This window comes from Marinobacter sp., from assembly GCF_041690615.1.
In the GTDB taxonomy this organism is placed as follows: domain Bacteria; phylum Pseudomonadota; class Gammaproteobacteria; order Pseudomonadales; family Oleiphilaceae; genus Marinobacter.
The window spans coordinates 58637-76175 of the sequence record NZ_JAWLGY010000016.1; the positions used below are offsets into that span (position 1 = coordinate 58637).

16 protein-coding genes are annotated in these 17539 nt (G+C 60.6%); 13 read left to right on the forward strand and 3 right to left on the reverse strand.

Going from position 1 to position 17539, the window contains the following annotated elements; all coding sequences use genetic code 11:
• Positions 1-285: 285 nt before the first annotated feature.
• On the reverse strand, positions 286-2229 hold the full coding sequence (locus ACESMZ_RS12300; protein ID WP_372957123.1) for a propionyl-CoA synthetase: 1944 nt from the start codon (positions 2227-2229) through the stop codon (positions 286-288).
• 32 nt (positions 2230-2261) lie between these two features.
• On the reverse strand, positions 2262-3638 hold the full coding sequence (xseA, locus tag ACESMZ_RS12305; RefSeq protein ID WP_372957124.1) for an exodeoxyribonuclease VII large subunit: 1377 nt from the start codon (positions 3636-3638) through the stop codon (positions 2262-2264).
• A 258-nt stretch (positions 3639-3896) separates the two neighbouring features.
• On the opposite strand from xseA, the gene guaB reads away from it, so the two are divergent.
• The 6 genes from guaB (at position 3897) to ACESMZ_RS12335 (ending at position 10362) form a co-directional block, all read left to right on the forward strand.
• On the forward strand, positions 3897-5360 hold the full coding sequence (guaB, locus tag ACESMZ_RS12310; protein ID WP_372957125.1) for an IMP dehydrogenase: 1464 nt from the start codon (positions 3897-3899) through the stop codon (positions 5358-5360).
• 57 nt (positions 5361-5417) lie between these two features.
• Entirely contained in the window at positions 5418-6995 is a 1578-nt protein-coding gene (guaA, locus tag ACESMZ_RS12315; RefSeq protein ID WP_372957126.1) for a glutamine-hydrolyzing GMP synthase, read from the forward strand.
• A 14-nt stretch (positions 6996-7009) separates the two neighbouring features.
• A complete protein-coding gene (tadA, locus tag ACESMZ_RS12320; protein ID WP_372957127.1) occupies positions 7010-7501 on the forward strand; it encodes a tRNA adenosine(34) deaminase TadA in 492 nt (163 codons plus the stop codon).
• Positions 7502-7530: 29 nt separating this feature from the next.
• Entirely contained in the window at positions 7531-8520 is a 990-nt protein-coding gene (gene galE, locus ACESMZ_RS12325) for a UDP-glucose 4-epimerase GalE (protein ID WP_372972687.1), read from the forward strand.
• Positions 8521-8590: 70 nt separating this feature from the next.
• The gene (locus ACESMZ_RS12330; RefSeq protein WP_372957129.1) at positions 8591-9934 is read left to right on the forward strand and encodes a UDP-glucose dehydrogenase family protein; all 1344 of its coding nucleotides are present in this window, start codon (positions 8591-8593) and stop codon (positions 9932-9934) included.
• Positions 9935-9942: 8 nt separating this feature from the next.
• Positions 9943-10362 (forward strand): HIT domain-containing protein, encoded by a 420-nt coding sequence (locus tag ACESMZ_RS12335; protein WP_372957130.1) that lies wholly within the window; start codon positions 9943-9945, stop codon positions 10360-10362.
• A gap of 8 nt (positions 10363-10370) precedes the next feature.
• On the opposite strand, the gene fabR is transcribed toward ACESMZ_RS12335, so the two are convergent.
• Complete coding sequence (gene fabR, locus ACESMZ_RS12340; protein WP_372957131.1) at positions 10371-11000, reverse strand: HTH-type transcriptional repressor FabR; 630 nt, start codon at positions 10998-11000, stop codon at positions 10371-10373.
• Between the two features lie 241 nt (positions 11001-11241).
• Here fabR and aspS point away from each other — a divergent pair, with 241 nt between their 5' ends.
• From aspS to tolQ, 7 genes are all read left to right on the forward strand, one after another.
• Positions 11242-13041 carry an aspartate--tRNA ligase gene (gene aspS, locus ACESMZ_RS12345; protein ID WP_372957132.1) on the forward strand — a complete coding sequence of 600 codons (1800 nt, stop codon included), beginning with the start codon at positions 11242-11244 and terminating at the stop codon, positions 13039-13041.
• A 75-nt stretch (positions 13042-13116) separates the two neighbouring features.
• Entirely contained in the window at positions 13117-13866 is a 750-nt protein-coding gene (locus tag ACESMZ_RS12350) for a YebC/PmpR family DNA-binding transcriptional regulator (RefSeq protein WP_372957133.1), read from the forward strand.
• A gap of 42 nt (positions 13867-13908) precedes the next feature.
• Entirely contained in the window at positions 13909-14472 is a 564-nt protein-coding gene (gene ruvC, locus ACESMZ_RS12355) for a crossover junction endodeoxyribonuclease RuvC (RefSeq protein ID WP_372957134.1), read from the forward strand.
• 63 nt (positions 14473-14535) lie between these two features.
• Positions 14536-15153 (forward strand): Holliday junction branch migration protein RuvA, encoded by a 618-nt coding sequence (gene ruvA / locus ACESMZ_RS12360; protein WP_372957135.1) that lies wholly within the window; start codon positions 14536-14538, stop codon positions 15151-15153.
• A 194-nt stretch (positions 15154-15347) separates the two neighbouring features.
• Entirely contained in the window at positions 15348-16385 is a 1038-nt protein-coding gene (gene ruvB / locus ACESMZ_RS12365; protein ID WP_372957136.1) for a Holliday junction branch migration DNA helicase RuvB, read from the forward strand.
• On the forward strand, positions 16369-16842 hold the full coding sequence (gene ybgC / locus ACESMZ_RS12370; protein ID WP_372957137.1) for a tol-pal system-associated acyl-CoA thioesterase: 474 nt from the start codon (positions 16369-16371) through the stop codon (positions 16840-16842). The genes ruvB and ybgC overlap by 17 nt, the downstream gene beginning before the upstream one ends.
• A 3-nt stretch (positions 16843-16845) precedes the next feature.
• Positions 16846-17535, forward strand: coding sequence for a protein TolQ (tolQ, locus tag ACESMZ_RS12375; RefSeq protein WP_372957138.1), 690 nt, complete (start codon positions 16846-16848; stop codon positions 17533-17535).
• Positions 17536-17539 lie beyond the last annotated feature (4 nt).

The window sequence follows — 17539 nt, forward strand, 5'->3', positions numbered from 1 at the left end:
TGCCAGTACTCCATAGCTAACCCCATCAATATGACAGCAGAGCTACAGAATGCACCGACACAGCTTTGCTGGGGATAGGGCAGTTGTACTGAGGGAAGGAGTAACCGAACGACTGAAAGGCAGATCGTTGTAACACTTTCACTTAATACCGCTGTCTTTCCACAGCAATTTCAGTATAGACCGAGTTCAGGGGGCGTCAAAGGTTTTTTCGAACCTCGCTGACGCCCCCTTTTTTTCAACGAAATCAGGAGGCTCTGAATTGCCGGCTGATCTTTGTCGAGTCGGTCAGGTGCGGAACTTCTGATCGATCTCCTCGAGAATGGCAGGGTCGTCGATGGTGGATGGTACGGACCATTCCTCGCCGTCGGCGATTTGCCGGATTACCCGGCGCAGGATCTTGCCCGAGCGGGTCTTGGGCAGGCGTTCCACCACCATGGCCCGGCGGAAGCAGGCAATGGCGCCGATGCGGTCCCTGACCATTTCCACCAGCTCTTCTTCCAGCTCGTCCGGGTCAATGGTGGCGCCGTCTTTCAGCAGCACCAGACCGACCGGGATCTGTCCCTTCATTTCATCACTGGCACCCACCACGCAACATTCGGCCACCGCCGGGTGAGAGGCAACCACTTCTTCCATCTCGCCGGTGGAGAGCCGATGGCCCGCTACATTAATGACATCGTCAGTGCGCCCCATGATGAACACATAGCCGTCCTCATCAATGAAGCCGCCATCGCCGGAGCTGTAGAAGCCCGAAATGGGATCCAGGTAAGTCTTGCGGAAGCGGGCATCGTCCCCCCACACCGTCGTAAGACATCCGGGGGGCAGGGGCAGTTTTACGGCCACCTGGCCCTGCTCGCCCGCGGGCATGGGGCGACCGTCGAGGCTAACCACCTGTACATTGAAACCAGGGGAGGGAACGGTCGCTGAGCCGGGCTTGGTGCGCATTTCCTCAATGCCGACCGGGTTACAGCAGATGGCCCAGCCGGTTTCGGTCTGCCACCAGTGGTCCAGTACCGGAAGGCCGGTATGTTCCTTGAGCCATTCGTAGGTGGACGGGTCGAGGCGTTCGCCGGCCAGGAAGAGGCGCTTCAGGGCACCGATGTCGTACTTCGCCATCAGGTCGGCTTCGGGGTCCTCCTTGCGGACGGCGCGGAAGGCGGTGGGTGCGGTGAACAGGTAGTTCACCTTGTGGTCCTGGCAGACCCGCCAGAAGGCACCGGCATCCGGTGTCTTCACCGGCTTGCCCTCATAGAGGATGGTGGTGCAGCCCATGAACAGCGGGGCATAGACGATGTAGCTATGGCCGACCACCCAGCCCACATCCGAGGCGGCCCAGAAGACATCGCCGGGACCGGCGCCATAGACCAGTTCCATGCTGTAGCGCAGTGCCACGGCATGGCCGCCGTTATCCCGCACCACGCCCTTGGGCTTTCCGGTAGTGCCGGAGGTATACAGGATATAGAGCGGGTCGGTGGCTGCCACAGGAACCGGGTCTGCCGGTGTTGCGGTCGCCATTTCCTGGTCCCAGTCCGCGTCACGTCCGGACTGTAGTTCGGCAGTGACCTGGGGACGCTGGAATACAATGCAGCATTCCGGCTTGTGGTCGGCCTCCTCGATGGCCCGGTCCACCAGTGGCTTGTAGGGAATAACCTTGGCGACCTCGATACCACAGGAAGCCGTGACGATAGCCTTTGGTTTGGCGTCACTGATCCGTACTGCGAGTTCGTGGGCGGCAAAGCCACCAAACACCACCGAGTGAATGGCGCCCAGCCGGGCACAGGCGAGCATGGCGATCACTGCCTGGGGCACCATGGGCATATAGATAATCACCCGGTCCCCATGCCCCACACCACGGGCCTTGAGTACGCCGGCAAAACGGGCCACCTGGTCGGTCAGTTCGTTGTAGGTGAAGCTCTGTTGGGTGTCCGTGACAGGGGAGTCGTAGATCAAGGCTTTCTGCTCGCCTCGACCGGCGCGGATGTTGGCGTCGAGGGCCACATCACTGGAGTTGATCAGGCCGTCGGGAAACCACTGGCCGTGGCCGTTCTCGGTGGCTTTCCAGATTTCTTCCGGGGGGCGGATCCAGTCGATCGCGTGGGATTTTTCACGCCAGAATTCCTCTGGCTGGTCCACGGAGCGACGGAATTCCGATTGGTAGTCCATTGGTCCACCTCTCATAGCTTGGAGTCGGGTTGTTGTTTTTTGTTGCTTGAGAACCTGACTGTAAGCCATCTGGCACGCAGAGGAAGTAGACCAAAGGCTAATCAGTCCTCGGCTTTGCTTTCCCCGGTGCCGGGAATGACCGCGGACACCGTCGCTTCCAGCGTTCCCCTGGCCAATCTGGCCGTTATTGTATCGCCCGGTGTCAGGGTGGTCGGGTCCCGGACGACCCTCTGGCTGTCCGAGGAGACAATGGCGTAACCCCGCCCCAGGGTCGCCAGGGGGCTGACGGCGTTCAGGGTGCGGGCGGCGGACTCAAGCCGCTGGCTGCGGGTTTCGAGTCGGCGCGTCAGCGAGGCCTGCAGGCGTTCGCGGGTCAGTTCGAGCCGCTGACCCTGTTCAGAGATACGCCGGGTTGGCCGGTGGGTCAGCAGTCTTTGCTGGAGGTGGTCGGTTCGCGTGCGTTCGTTACCAAGGCGCTGGGCGATGGCCTGGCGGAAACGCAGCTCCACCTCGTCCAGGCGCTGGGCCTTTTCCTGCAGTTGCCGACGGGGATCCCTCAACCGGGACGTCAGTTGGGTGACGCCTGTCTGCTGTTGGCGTAGCTGCCGGATTATTGCCTGAACCAGTCGCTGCCGGGTTTCGCCAAGACGGGTGATCCAGGTGGACTGGTCTGGTGATATCTTTTCTGCGGCGGCTGACGGGGTCGGCGCACGCAGGTCGGCCACGAAATCCGCGATGGTGACGTCCACTTCGTGGCCGACGGCGCTGACGGTGGGAATCGGGCAGGCGGCGATGGCACGGGCGACGGCTTCCTCGTTGAAACACCAGAGGTCTTCCAGGGAGCCGCCACCCCGGCCGATGATCAGTACGTCGGCCTGGTTATGGCGAACAGCCCGGTTGATGGCGTCAACGATGCCTGCCGTCGCTGCCTGGCCCTGCACGGCTGTGGGGTAGAGAGTGACCGGAATACCGGGGCAGCGACGGCCCAGTACCGTCAGTATGTCGTGAATCGCCGCGCCGGTGGGGGAGGTGACTACCCCGATGTGTCGGGGCGTGTCCGGAAGTGGCTTCTTGCGCTCAACTGCAAACAGTCCCTCCGCGTAGAGCCGGGCTTTCAGGGCGTCAAAGGCCTGCTGCAGCGCGCCCAGGCCCGCCGGCTCCAGGTGTTCCACAATGATCTGGTAATCGCCCCGGGCCTCGTACAGGCTGACCTTGCCGCGAATTCGCACCTGCTCGCCTTCTTTCGGGATCTGCCTGAGCCGTTGGTTGAAGCCCCGGAACATGGCGCACCGCACCTGGGCTCGCTGATCCTTGAGGGAGAAATACCAGTGGCCCGAAGAGGGCCGCGACAGGCCGGACAATTCGCCTTCCACCCAGGCCTGCATGAAGCTGCTCTCCAGCAGGTGGCGGGCCTGCCGGTTGAGTTCGGAAACCGTCAGGGCGCGCGGGCGGACAGGGGGCGGGTCATCTGGATACATCAGGGCCTCCGGGTAGTAAAAACGCCATGTTATCAGAACCTTCTCTGTCGCCATACGGGTTTTCCGATAGCGGCGCTCACCAAAACCGGCGAAAATTCAGCAAGATGCAGCTTTGTTGTGGTCCCGGCGCGGTTTACTGTCGCCGCTGCGACATTTATAATAGTCCGATTAAGGTGACCGGTTCCGTTACGCGCAGAGACTGCGCCCCGAAACGGCGGTGCCGGGCCTCCACATGTTCTTTCTCAAAGGCGGGTCCCAATGTTGCGTATAGCCGAAGAAGCCCTCACGTTTGACGACGTTCTCCTGGTGCCGGGATATTCCGAGGTGCTGCCCAAGCACGTCGATCTGAAAACCCGGCTGACCAAGGGCATTACCCTCAACATTCCGCTGGTTTCAGCCGCCATGGATACCGTTACCGAAGCAGAGCTGGCCATTGCCATGGCCCAGGAAGGCGGTATCGGCATCATGCACAAGAGCATGAGTGTTGACCAGCAGGCCGCAGCGGTCCGCAAGGTCAAGAAGTTCGAGAGTGGTGTGGTCAAGGACCCCATCACCGTAACGCCTTCCACCACCGTGCGTGAACTGGTGGACATTACCATGGCCAACAGCATTTCCGGCTTGCCGGTTGTGGACGGCAAGGACCTGGTCGGCATTGTCACCGGTCGTGATATTCGTTTTGAAAGCCGCATGGACACCCGCGTGGCTGACATCATGACCCCCAAGGACAAGCTGGTCACTGTGCGCGAGGGCGCTGACCTGGAAGAGGTCAAGGAACTGCTGCACCGTCACCGCATCGAGAAAGTGCTGGTGGTCAATGATGATTTCGAACTGCGTGGCCTGATCACGGTCAAGGACATTCAGAAGGCCAAGGACTATCCACTGGCCTGCAAGGATGACCAGGGTCGTCTGCGTGTCGGTGCTGCGGTTGGCACCGGCGGCGACACTGAGCCGCGTATCGCCGCTCTGGTGGAAGCCGGGGTTGATGTAATCGTGGTAGACACCGCCCATGGCCACTCCACCGGCGTTATCGAGCGGGTCCGCTGGATCAAGCAGAATTTCCCTCAGGTCGAGGTTATCGGCGGCAATATTGCAACCGCCGAAGCAGCCATTGCGCTGGCGGATGCCGGTGCGGATGCGGTCAAGGTGGGCATCGGACCGGGCTCCATCTGCACCACGCGGATTGTGGCGGGCATCGGTGTTCCCCAGATTACGGCGGTATCCAATGTTGCCGAAGCCCTGAAAGAGCGTGGCGTGCCGCTGATTGCTGATGGTGGCATCCGTTTTTCCGGTGACATCGCCAAAGCGATTGCGGCCGGCGCCTACAGCGTGATGATCGGCAGCCTGCTGGCCGGTACTGACGAGTCTCCCGGCGAGGTGGAGCTGTTCCAGGGCCGCAGCTACAAGGCCTACCGGGGTATGGGCTCCCTCGGGGCCATGGGTCAGGGCTCCAGCGATCGCTATTTCCAGGACGCCAGTGAAGGCGTAGAGAAGCTGGTGCCGGAAGGTATCGAAGGTCGGGTGGCCTGCAAGGGGCCAATGCGTAACATTGTTCATCAACTGATGGGCGGCCTGCGGGCATCCATGGGCTATACCGGCAGTGCTGACATGGAAACCATGCGTACCCGCCCCGAGTTCGTCAGAATTACCAACGCGGGCATGCGGGAGAGCCACGTTCACGACGTGACCATCACCAAGGAAGCTCCGAACTATCGCATCGGCTGAGCCAGCCCGATACACGGCCCGATTTCGGGCCGTTTCTTATTTCATGTTGAGGAATCCATGTCCCAGAACATTCATGACCACCGCATCCTGATTCTCGATTTCGGTTCCCAGTACACCCAGCTGATCGCTCGCCGGGTCCGGGAGATCGGGGTTTACTGCGAGATCAAGCCCTTCGATCTCACCGCAGACGAGATCGAGGCGTTCCGTCCCAAGGGCGTCATCCTCGCCGGTGGTCCTGAGTCTGTCACCCAGCTTGGCGGTCCCCGGGCTCCGGAAGGGTTGTTCGAACGTGGTATTCCTGTACTGGGCATCTGTTATGGCATGCAGACCATGGCCGAGCAGCTCGGTGGCCGGGTGGCCAGCTCCGAGAAACGGGAGTTTGGCTATGCGCAGGTGAAGATTCGTGCTGAAGGGCCGCTGCTGCGGGATATCAAGGATCATCTGACCGCCCAGGGCGAATCACTGCTGGACGTGTGGATGAGCCATGGCGACAAGGTGGTGGTTCTGCCGGAGGGGTTCGAGCTGCTGGCGTCCACTGAAAGTGCGCCCATTGCCGCCATGCAGGATACCCGGCGCGGCCTGTACGGCGTCCAGTTCCACCCGGAGGTCACCCATACGCTGCAGGGTCAGCGCATCCTCGAGCATTTTGTTAAGGATATCTGCCACTGTGAAGCTCTGTGGACGCCAGCTCGCATTGTGGACGACGCGGTTCGCCAGATCCGTGAACAGGTCGGTAGCGAGAAGGTATTGCTGGGTCTTTCCGGCGGTGTCGATTCATCGGTTACGGCGGCCCTGTTGCACCGTGCCATTGGTGATCAGCTGACCTGTGTGTTCGTGGATAACGGCCTGTTGCGTCTCCATGAGGGCGACCAGGTGATGGATATGTTTGCCCGCAACATGGGCGTGAAAGTCATTCGTGCCGATTCCGAAGATCTGTTCCTGGGGCGCCTCAAGGGGATCCAGGACCCGGAGGAAAAGCGCAAGGTCATTGGCAATACCTTTATCGAGGTGTTCGACGAGCACGCTGCCGAGATTACCGATGTGAACTGGCTGGCCCAGGGCACTATCTACCCGGATGTGATCGAATCTGCCGCTTCCAAGACCGGTAAGGCCCATGTCATAAAGTCCCACCATAATGTGGGCGGACTTCCGGAAACCATGAAGCTCAAGTTGGTGGAGCCGCTTCGGGAACTGTTCAAGGACGAGGTGCGCCGCATTGGTCTGGAACTGGGGCTGCCCTACGATATGGTCTACCGCCATCCTTTCCCGGGACCGGGCCTGGGTGTGCGTATTCTCGGCGAGGTCAGGAAGGAGTACGCGGAAATTCTCCGACGCGCCGATGCCATTTTCCTTGAAGAGCTGCACCGGGCAGACCTTTACCACAAGACCAGCCAGGCGTTTGCCGTGTTCCTGCCGGTGAAGTCTGTGGGTGTGGTCGGCGACCAGCGTCGTTATGAATACGTGATCGCCCTGAGGGCCGTGGAAACCATTGATTTCATGACCGCGCGCTGGGCACGTCTGCCCTACGAGCTGCTGGAGACGGTGTCCAACCGGATTATCAACGAGATTACCGGTGTCTCCCGGGTAACCTACGACATATCCTCCAAGCCCCCCGCTACCATTGAGTGGGAATAACACCGGCAGGCATTATGGAGAGCAGCGTTGACGAGCACTGGATGCAGCGGGCCCTGGAGCTGGCCCGCTTTGCAGCCAGTCAGGGTGAGGTGCCGGTCGGTGCTGTGGTGGTGCTGGACGGCCGGGAAGTGGGCTCAGGGTACAATGCGCCCATATCCACCTGCGATCCGACCGCCCATGCGGAGATCCGCGCGCTGCGGGACGCGGCGGCCAGGGTGGCCAACTATCGCTTGTCGGGGGCCACGCTTTACGTGACACTCGAACCCTGTACCATGTGTGTCGGGGCGACGGTTCACAGCCGGGTTTCCCGGTTGGTTTATGGCGCGGCCGAACCCAAGGGCGGGGCCGTGCAATCTGTCCGAAAGACCCTTGATGAGCCTCATTTCAACTGGACTGTGGCGGTGACCGGGGGTGTGCTGGCGGAGCAGAGCGGGCAGTTGCTCAGCGAGTTTTTTACGGCCCGTCGGGAGCAGAAACGCCGGGCCCGTCAATCATCGGAAGCCTGAAAGATTCAGGGACGAAACGGAACAACAGCATGAAAGTACTGGTGACCGGCGGAGCCGGCTATATCGGAAGTCATGTGGTGCGCCAGCTGGGGCAGGCCGGGCATGACATTGTCGTTTTCGATAATCTCTCCACCGGCTATGCCTGGGCGGTTACTGCCGGCGAACTGGTGGTCGGCGACCTGGCGGACGAATCGGCTATCGAGGCGCTGTTCAGCGCTCACACCTTTGACGCCGTCCTGCACTTCGCGGCCAATGTCGTGGTGCCGGAGTCCGTCGCCAATCCCCTCAAGTATTACAGCAATAACACCCGCAACACCCTGAACCTGCTCAAGGCCATTGAACAGCATGGCGTGCCCTACATGGTGTTCTCGTCCACCGCTGCCGTCTATGGCATGCCGGACCAGACCGTACTCACGGAAGACTTGCCCCTGGCTCCCATCAATCCCTACGGGGCGTCCAAGATGATGAGCGAGCGCATGATCATGGACCTGGCCGGTGCTTCGTCCCTGAACTACGTCATCCTGCGTTATTTCAACGTTGCGGGTGCGAATCCCGAAGGGCTGCTGGGGCAGGCCACACCGGAGGCGACGCACCTGATCAAGGTGGCCTGTGAGTGCGTGACCGGGGCAAGGGCCGGCATGAGCATTTTTGGTACAGACTACGATACCCGTGACGGTACCTGCATCCGCGATTACATTCATGTGGAGGACCTGGCCAAGGCCCATGTGATGGCGCTGGACTACATGGCGGATGGCGGTGAGTCACAGGTGCTGAACTGCGGTTACGGACGCGGCTTTACCGTGCGCGAAGTCATTGATGTGGTGAAGGCACGCTCCGGTTCTGACTTCCCGGTGGAAGAAACGGAACGGCGGGCTGGCGATCCGGCCGCATTGATGGCCGACAACCAACGAATTATCGAAACGCTGGGCTGGAAACCAGACCACGACGACCTGGGCACTATCGTCCAGACGGCGCTGGACTGGGAGCAGAAGTGGCAACAATTAAAAAAAACAAAATAAATAAAACCAGTAAGTTGCAGTATCTTCTGAAGGTTATTTCCAACTTGATTCAACAGCAGGGAATGAATGCATGAAGATTACCATTTTTGGCACGGGCTACGTCGGGCTGGTCACCGGAGCCTGCCTCGCGGACTCAGGCCATGACGTGCTGTGCATGGATGTGGATCAGGGAAAGATCGAGCGACTCAAGAGCGGTCAGATTCCCATCTATGAGCCCGGCCTGGAGCCCATTGTCCGTCACAATACGGACGCGGGGCGGCTCAGGTTTACAACGGATACGGCAGAGGCTGTGGCCCATGGCCTGCTGCAGTTTATTGCGGTCGGCACGCCGCCGGATGAAGACGGTTCCGCAGACCTGCAGTATGTGCTGGCGGTGGCCAGGTCTATCGGTGAGCACATGGACGACTACAAGGTCGTTGTGGACAAATCCACGGTGCCCGTTGGCACAGCGGACAAGGTACGTGACGCGGTTCGGCTGCAGCTTGACCATCGCAACCTGGAACTGGAATTTGACGTGGTTTCCAATCCGGAGTTTCTAAAGGAAGGCGCGGCGGTTAATGACTTCATGAAGCCGGATCGGATCATTGTCGGCACCAGCAGTGACCGGGCGGAAGAAGTGCTTCGGGAAGTCTACTATCCCTTCAATCGCAACCACGACCGGATGATCTTCATGGATATCCGGTCCGCCGAACTGACCAAGTATGCGGCCAATGCCATGCTGGCTACCAAGATCAGCTTCATGAACGAGATCGCCAACCTGGCGGAGCGTCTGGGTGCTGATATCGAAGCCGTCCGGCGGGGCATTGGCTCGGACCCGCGTATCGGATACCACTTCATCTACCCCGGGTGTGGATACGGCGGCTCCTGTTTCCCCAAGGATGTGCAGGCCCTGGCCCGAACCGCCAACGGTTGTGGCTACGAGTCAACGCTGCTGAACGCAGTGGAGACCGTCAATTACGCCCAGAAACACGTGCTTTTTGACAAGGTCAGCCATTATTTCCAGGGCGACCTGACCAACAAGACCGTCGCGGTCTGGGGACTGTCCTTCAAGCCGAACACCGACGACATGCGGGAAGCCCCCTCAAGAACCCTCATGGAATCACTGTGGAAGGCCGGCGCCAGGGTGCAGGCGTTTGACCCGGAAGCGATGGAGGAAACCCAGCGCATATACGGCGACCGGGATGACCTGCAGCTCTGTGGTACCAAGGAGCAGGCTTTGCGTGGTGCAGATGCCCTGGTGATCTGCACAGAATGGAAAGAGTTCCGGTCTCCGGACTTTGAGGGCATCGCAAAGACCCTCAAAGAGCCGGTAGTGATCGACGGGCGTAATATGTATGAGCCACAGATGCTGGATCGTCATGGCCTGGTTTATTACGCCATTGGCCGTGGCCGCAACCAGTTCCGTATGGACTGAGGCACTCGATGGCGTTCGAGCTACACCCGCGGCTCGCGGCTGATACCATCAGTCTCGGCTGCAGTCCGCTCTGCGAGGTCCGGTTGATGAATGACCGGACCTGGCCCTGGGTACTGCTGGTGCCCAGGCGCCCGGATATCCGGGAAATACATGAGTTGTCCGAGGGTGACCAGCAGCAACTGGTGCGGGAAAGTTCCGCGCTGGGCAGGAGCATGATGGAGATCTTTGCCGGGGACAAGCTCAACGTTGCCGCGCTGGGCAACATGGTGCCCCAGCTGCACCTGCATCATATTGTCCGCCATGAAGGGGATCTGGCCTGGCCCGGGCCGGTGTGGGGCGTACAGCCGGCAGTGCCTTACACGGATGAGGAGCTGGCGGGTGTTCGCAGGCGCCTGGAGCCGGCGCTCCGGATGCTAGGTGTGAACTGACCGGATACTCAGAGCTCGGTTGTCTTCTGGTGCCGGGCCATGACCTGCGACCCCAGCAACACCATCCGTAGTTCCATCTTCAGACGCTGGCGCAGTTGGTCTTTTTCCTGCCGGGTTCCGTCCAGGGCTTCTGCCCCCTGGTTGAAGACCAGGGTCACCATGGCTTCCGCCACCGTACGGGGGCTGTACAGGGGTTTGCCCCGTTCCTCGCCAAACCGGTCCAGGTCGTCGGCCAGTTCCGTGACGAAGTGATCAATCTCCGCTTTCACGGCGGTCCGGAACTGTTTGGATACGCCAGTGCGCTCCCGTAGCATCAGGCGGAACAGATTGGCGTTGTTCCCCAGGTATTCCAGGAAGGTGTCCACCGAGGTGCTGATGGCACTGCCGTTGCGGGCAATTCGTTTGCGGGCCTGGCGCATCAGCTGGCGCAGGGCCACGCCACCTTCATCCACCAGCGCCAGACCCAGTTCGTCCAGATCGGCAAAGTGCCGGTAGAAGGAGGTCGGAGCAATACCGGCCTCCCGGGCTACCTCCCGCAGGCTGAGACTGCCAAATCCCCGGTCAGCGCTGAGTTGCGACAGGGCTGCATCCATGAGGGCACGGCGGGTACGGAGTTTCTGCTCGGCGCGGGCTGACACGGGTGGTCCTTGTACATGCTTCAAAGCGTGTCATTGTAGTCAGTGGCGTCTGCGGATGGTAGACCGGGGCGGGCCCGAACCCGGTGTTGCGATATTCCTTCCGGGCCCTGATTTTATGCGCGATTGTGTTTATAATGACCCGCTTTTTCAGGAGGCCTGTAGATGGCTCTCCGGGTCAGCCGCAGCACCTGCGGAGACCAATCCGGAATACACACTTGTCACGACAGCTATGGGAACGGGTATGCGCAGTCATTATTGCGGTGGAATCAACGAATCAAACATCGATCAGGACGTTACACTCTGCGGCTGGGTCCACCGTCGGCGGGACCACGGAGGGGTAATCTTCCTGGACCTTCGCGACCGTGACGGCATGGCCCAGGTGGTGTTTGATCCGGACACCGAGGAAAGCTTCGCCAAGGCCGAGAAGGTGCGTAGCGAATTCGTGATCCAGGTGACCGGTCGGGTGCGTCGTCGTCCGGCAGGCACCGAGAATGCCAACATGCCGACCGGGCAGGTGGAAGTGCTGGGCCGAGAGCTGACGATTCTTAACGCTGCCGCAACACCGCCGTTCCCGCTGGACGAGCACGTGGATGTGGGTGAGGACGTGCGCCTGCGCTATCGCTTCGTGGACCTGCGTCGTCCGGAGATGCTCAATCGCCTTCGGTTCCGTTCCCGGGTGACCAGCTATCTGCGGAACTTCCTCGATGGCAACGGCTTCATGGATGTGGAAACCCCCATTCTGACCCGCGCCACACCTGAAGGCGCCCGTGACTACCTGGTGCCAAGCCGTACCCACGAGGGCGCATTCTTTGCGCTGCCCCAGTCGCCCCAACTGTTCAAGCAACTGCTGATGGTGTCCGGGGTAGATCGCTACTATCAGATCGCCAAGTGTTTCCGGGACGAGGACCTGCGTGCTGACCGTCAGCCGGAATTCACCCAGGTGGATATCGAGGCTTCCTTCGTTAACGAGGAAGACCTGATGCAACTGACCGAGTCCATGACCCGTAACCTGTTCAAGGATGTGCTGGATGTGGACCTGCCGGAGTTCCCTCGCATGCCTTACTCAGAGGCCATGCAGCGCTATGGCTCCGACAAGCCGGACCTGCGTATTCCGCTGGAACTGGTGGATGTGGGTGACCTGGTGGAAGGCGTGGACTTCAAGGTGTTCTCCGGTCCTGCGAAAGATCCGAAAGGTCGCGTGGCAGCCCTGCGGGTGCCCGGTGGTGGCACGCTGACCCGCAAGCAGATCGACGATTACACGAAATTTGTGGGTATCTATGGCGCCAAGGGCCTGGCTTACATCAAGGTCAATGAATTGGACAAGGGCGTGGAAGGGCTGCAGTCTCCCATCGTCAAGTTCCTGGGTGATGAAACCGCCATGTCAGTCATGGAGCGTACCGGCGCACAGGACGGTGATATCGTCTTCTTCGGCGCGGACAAGGCCACTGTGGTCAATGAAGCCCTGGGTGCGTTGCGCATCCGGGTTGGCCATGACCTGGATATGCTCACCAGCGAGTGGGCGCCGCTGTGGGTGGTGGACTTCCCCATGTTCGAGGAAACCGATGACGGTCGCCTGACCGCCATTCACCACCCATTTACAGCGCCAAGCTGCACCCCGGAAGAGCTGGCAGCCGATCCGGCCAGCGCGTTGTCCCGGGCCTATGACATGGTTCTGAACGGTACCGAGCTGGGTGGTGGTTCCATCCGTATCCATGACGAGCAGACCCAGCAGGGTGTGTTCCGGGTACTGGGCATTGATGAAGACGAAGCGCGTGCCAAGTTCGGCTTCCTGTTGGATGCTCTCAGGTTCGGGTGCCCGCCCCACGGCGGCCTGGCATTTGGCCTGGACCGTCTGGTAATGCTGATGACCGGCGCCAGCTCTATCCGGGACGTGATTGCCTTCCCGAAAACCCAGAGCGCCACCTGCCTGATGACCCAGGCGCCGGGGGAGGTGGACGAGAAGCAGTTGCGTGAACTGCACATCCGTCTGCGCAAGCCTGCAGCAAAGGCAGCCGAAAAAGGAGACGGTTCCGAAGGGTAAGGGTGTTCCGGCCCCGGCCGCCGTTGTCGGGGCAACTCCGAAATCATAGGCCAACGGGAAAGACAGGAGTGGTTTATGGCCGGGCATAGCAAATGGGCCAATATCAAGCACCGCAAGGCGGCACAGGATGCCAGGCGTGGCAAGATCTTCACCAAGATCATTCGTGAACTGGTGGTGGCTGCAAAGCTGGGTGGCCCGGACCCGAATGACAATCCTCGTCTGCGGGCGGTAATGGACAAGGCCCTGACGGCCAACATGAAGAAGGACACCATCGAGCGCGCCATCGAGCGGGGCGCCGGAGGGGGCGATGACGACAACTACGAGGAGCTGACCTACGAAGGTTACGGTCCCGGTGGGGTCGCCATCTACGTGGAGGCCATGACCGACAACCGAAACCGTACCGTGGCGGAGGTTCGCCACGCTTTCAACAAGTTTGGTGGTAATCTGGGCACCGATGGCTCGGTGGCTTTCCTGTTCAGCAAGCAGGGTATCCTCAGCTACGCGCCGGGGACCATTGAAGAGCAACTGATGGAGGTGGCGCTGGAGGCCGGGGCCGAAGACATCGTCGAACAGGATGACGGCTCCTTCGAGGTGCGCACCACGCCGGAAAACTACCTGGACGTGAAAGAAGCCCTGGTGGAAGCCGGACTTGAGCCGGACAATGCCGAAGTCACCATGGTGCCCAGCACCACGGTGGAGCTCGACCGGGATGGCACCGAATCCAACCTCAAGCTCATCGACATGCTCGAAGACCTGGATGACGTGCAGAACGTCTGGTCCAACGCCGAGTTCAACGATGAAGTGTTGCAGGAACTCCACGGCTGAACCCGCAGCAAGCCTGCTCAGCTGACATACAGGGGCAGTGGTATGGCGATTATTCTCGGTGTGGACCCCGGTTCCCGTATTACCGGTTACGGCGTCATACGGGTGACCGGTCGCCACACCGAGTACCTCGACAGCGGCTGTATCCGTGTGGGCGAAAGGCCCATGGCGGAACGTTTGCAGGTGATTTTCCAGAGTCTGGCCACCCTGATTGCTGAATTCCGACCCGACGAGTTTGCCATTGAGCAGGTGTTCATGGCCCGCAATCCGGATTCTGCCCTTAAACTGGGCCAGGCCCGGGGGGTCGCCATTGTCAGCGCCGCCAATTCCGGCCTGCCAGTGCACGAGTATTCGGCCCGCCAGGTGAAGCAGGCGGTGGTGGGCAAGGGCGGGGCAGACAAGTCCCAGGTCCAGCACATGGTGCAGGCCATCCTTGGCCTCGGCCGCAAACCCCAGGCCGATGCAGCGGATGCGCTGGCCATTGCCCTGTGCCATGCCCACATGAGTCAGAGTGTTGCCCGGCTCACCGGTGGCGGTGGCTCACTGTCCGAGTTGCCCGGCAACAGCGTGGCAACCCGGGGACGTGTTCGCGGCGGGCGGATGCGGTAAGCTCGCCCGAACGCCCCGGCCAGTGATACGGCTAATCCACATTGATAACGGAGTCCATAACCGGTGATCGGACGACTGCGCGGTACCCTGATCGAGAAGCAGCCCGGCCAGGCCCTGGTGGAGGCCGCCGGCCTTGGCTATGAAGTGGATATTCCCTACAGCACGTTCTTTCAGCTGCCGGAGCCTGGTCAGGAGGTCACGCTCCATACGCATTTTGCGGTGCGGGAGGATGCCCAGAGCCTGTATGGCTTTGCCAGCCGTCTGGACCGGGACCTGTTCCGATTGCTGATCAAGGTTAACGGGGTGGGGCCGAAGATGGCCGTAGGCATTCTGTCCGGACTGGAGGCCGGCCAGTTTATCCGTTGCGTGGAGCAGCGGGATGCCAGTGCCCTGGTGAAATTGCCGGGGGTGGGCAAGAAGACTGCGGAACGGTTACTGATCGATATGGGTGATCGCATCGGGCAATTGGAAGGACAGTTTGTGCCCAATAGTGCGGTACCCGTCACAGAGAGGCCATCCGCACACCAGCCGGACGCCGGCGAAGAGGCCGAGGCTGCCCTGATCGCACTGGGCTACAAACCCCAGGAGGCCTCCCGCGCCATCAATCGTGTCGCTGCCGAAGGCATGAGCCGGGAAGAGCTGATTCGTCAGGCCCTCAAAGCGATGATCCCTGCCAGTTGACCGCTGCACAACAGGTTGCAATCGGCAAAGAATGTGTAAAGAGCGTAACGTGACAGGCATACTGCTGACCGTACAATGTGTCCGGGTTAACGGTTGACCGAGCCCGGGTCCGGTCGCCGGAATTGCCGGTCAGGGCGGATGAACAAATCATCCGAACACAGGTATGATGGTGGAAACCTGTAACGAGTCTTTACATGATTGAATCTGATCGACTGATTTCCCCCCAGGTCGGGCTTCAGGAAGAAGTCTACGACCGGGCCATACGACCCCACCGCCTGGAAGATTACGTGGGCCAGCCCACGGTGCGGGAGCAGATGGAGATCTTTATCTCCGCGGCCCGGGCCCGGGATGAAGCCCTGGACCATACCCTGATTTTCGGCCCGCCCGGCCTGGGCAAGACCACCCTTGCCAATATCATCGCCAACGAGATGGGGGTGGCTATCAAGACCACCTCCGGCCCGGTACTGGAAAAGGCCGGTGACCTGGCTGCCCTGCTGACCAACCTTGAGCAGGGAGATGTGTTGTTTATCGATGAAATCCATCGCCTGAACGCGGCGGTGGAGGAAGTTCTTTATCCGGCCATGGAAGACTACCAGCTGGATATCATGATCGGTGAGGGGCCGGCCGCCCGCTCCATCAAGCTGGACCTGCCACCCTTTACCCTGGTGGGTGCGACCACCCGGGCAGGTCTGTTGACCTCGCCGCTGAGGGATCGCTTCGGTATTGTCCAGCGCCTCGAGTTCTACAATACCCGCGATCTGACTTCCATCGTTCTGCGCTCGGCGAAACTTTCCCGGGTTGCCATCGAGGAGGCCGGCGCCTATGAGATCGCCCGCCGTTCCCGCGGTACGCCCAGGATCGCCAACCGGTTGTTGAGGCGGGTAAGGGACTACGCCGAGGTAAAGGGAGATGGCACCATCAGCGCCGAGATCGCCGACCAGGCGCTGAACATGCTGAAGGTGGATAACGAGGGCTTTGACCATATGGACCGGCGCCTGCTGCTGGCCCTGATCGAAAAATTCGATGGAGGCCCGGTAGGGGTGGACAGTCTCGCGGCTGCGATCAGTGAAGAGCGGGGCACGATCGAGGATGTGCTGGAGCCGTTCCTGATCCAGCAGGGGTTCATGGTGCGTACGCCCCGCGGGCGAATGGTCACCAGCAGCGCTTATCTGCATTTTGGCACCAAGCCCCGATCATCACACCAGGAGGATCTCCTTGACGGTCAGCAGTAATGACTCGACACAGATACTTGGAACCTATTTCCTGCCCATACGTGTGTATATTGAAGACACAGACGCGGGTGGTATCGTTTTCCACGCCAAGTACCTCCACTATATGGAGCGCGCACGTACCGAATGGGTCCGGCATTGTGGGGTCGGGCTTCGGTCCGGATTGAGCGACAATATCAGCTACGTGGTGCAGAAGCTGTCCATTCACTATGTCGCACCGGCATACCTGGATGACGAGCTTGAAGTTACTGCGGACCTGGTTGACGCCGGTCGCGTATGGATGGAGTTTGACCAGAAAGTGTCCCGCAAGGGTGAGGTTCGTCCCCTGGCCCGCGCCACCGTGCGCGTGGCCTGCGTCGCCCTGGATAGCGGCCGCCCGCGTCGGTTGCCGGAAGATCTGAGCCAGCTGCTCCAGCAGCACCTGGCATCAAAGCCATCATCGCAACAATATCAGGAGTAAACGGTGGATTCAGAACTCTCTGTATGGCACCTCATTGCCCAGGCGGGCCCGCTGGTACAGCTGGTTATGCTGTTGCTGGCGTTGGCATCAGTAGTTTCCTGGGCGCTGATTTTCCAGCGGGTCCAGGTGTTCCGCAAGGCCAAGCGCTCCCAGCTGGCTTTCGAGGAGCAGTTCTGGTCGGGCATGGACCTGGGACAGCTTTACCGGGAGGTGAACGCCAACCCGACGCCATACTCGGGCATGGAGTCGGTGTTCCGGGCCGGTTTCCGGGAATTCTCCCGGCTGCGTCAGCAAAGCCGGGATGCGGACGCAGTCATGGAAGGGGCCCAGCGTGCCATGCGAGTCGCATTCTCTCGCGAGCAGGAGCGCCTTGAGACCCATCTGCCGTTTCTCGCTACTGTGGGCTCCACCAGCCCCTATGTCGGTCTGTTCGGTACCGTATGGGGCATCATGAACTCGTTCCGGGGTCTGGCCACGGTACAGCAGGCCACGCTGGCCACGGTGGCGCCGGGTATTTCCGAGGCGCTGATCGCCACGGCCATGGGTCTGTTCGCCGCAATTCCGGCCGTTATTGCCTACAACCGTTTCTCGGCCATGTCGGATGCCCTGCTGAAAAACTATGAGACCTTTGCCGAAGAATTCTCAAGCATTCTTCATCGTCGCGTTCACGGCGACGGCGGCACCCAGGGCTGAAGGC

Bases quoted from the DNA above. Each gene is read 5' to 3' on its own strand.
- guaB (WP_372957125.1), top strand. From the start codon at position 3,897: ATGTTGCGTATAGCCGAAGAAGCCCTCACGTTTGACGACGTTCTCCTG.
- ACESMZ_RS12300 (WP_372957123.1), bottom strand. From the start codon at position 2,229: ATGGCTTACAGTCAGGTTCTCAAGCAACAAAAAACAACAACCCGACTC.
- ACESMZ_RS12335 (WP_372957130.1), top strand. From the start codon at position 9,943: ATGGCGTTCGAGCTACACCCGCGGCTCGCGGCTGATACCATCAGTCTC.
- galE (WP_372972687.1), top strand. From the start codon at position 7,531: ATGAAAGTACTGGTGACCGGCGGAGCCGGCTATATCGGAAGTCATGTG.
- guaA (WP_372957126.1), top strand. From the start codon at position 5,418: ATGTCCCAGAACATTCATGACCACCGCATCCTGATTCTCGATTTCGGT.
- aspS (WP_372957132.1), top strand. From the start codon at position 11,242: ATGCGCAGTCATTATTGCGGTGGAATCAACGAATCAAACATCGATCAG.
- xseA (WP_372957124.1), bottom strand. From the start codon at position 3,638: ATGTATCCAGATGACCCGCCCCCTGTCCGCCCGCGCGCCCTGACGGTT.
- ACESMZ_RS12350 (WP_372957133.1), top strand. From the start codon at position 13,117: ATGGCCGGGCATAGCAAATGGGCCAATATCAAGCACCGCAAGGCGGCA.
- tadA (WP_372957127.1), top strand. From the start codon at position 7,010: ATGGAGAGCAGCGTTGACGAGCACTGGATGCAGCGGGCCCTGGAGCTG.
- ruvB (WP_372957136.1), top strand. From the start codon at position 15,348: ATGATTGAATCTGATCGACTGATTTCCCCCCAGGTCGGGCTTCAGGAA.
- ACESMZ_RS12330 (WP_372957129.1), top strand. From the start codon at position 8,591: ATGAAGATTACCATTTTTGGCACGGGCTACGTCGGGCTGGTCACCGGA.
- ruvC (WP_372957134.1), top strand. From the start codon at position 13,909: ATGGCGATTATTCTCGGTGTGGACCCCGGTTCCCGTATTACCGGTTAC.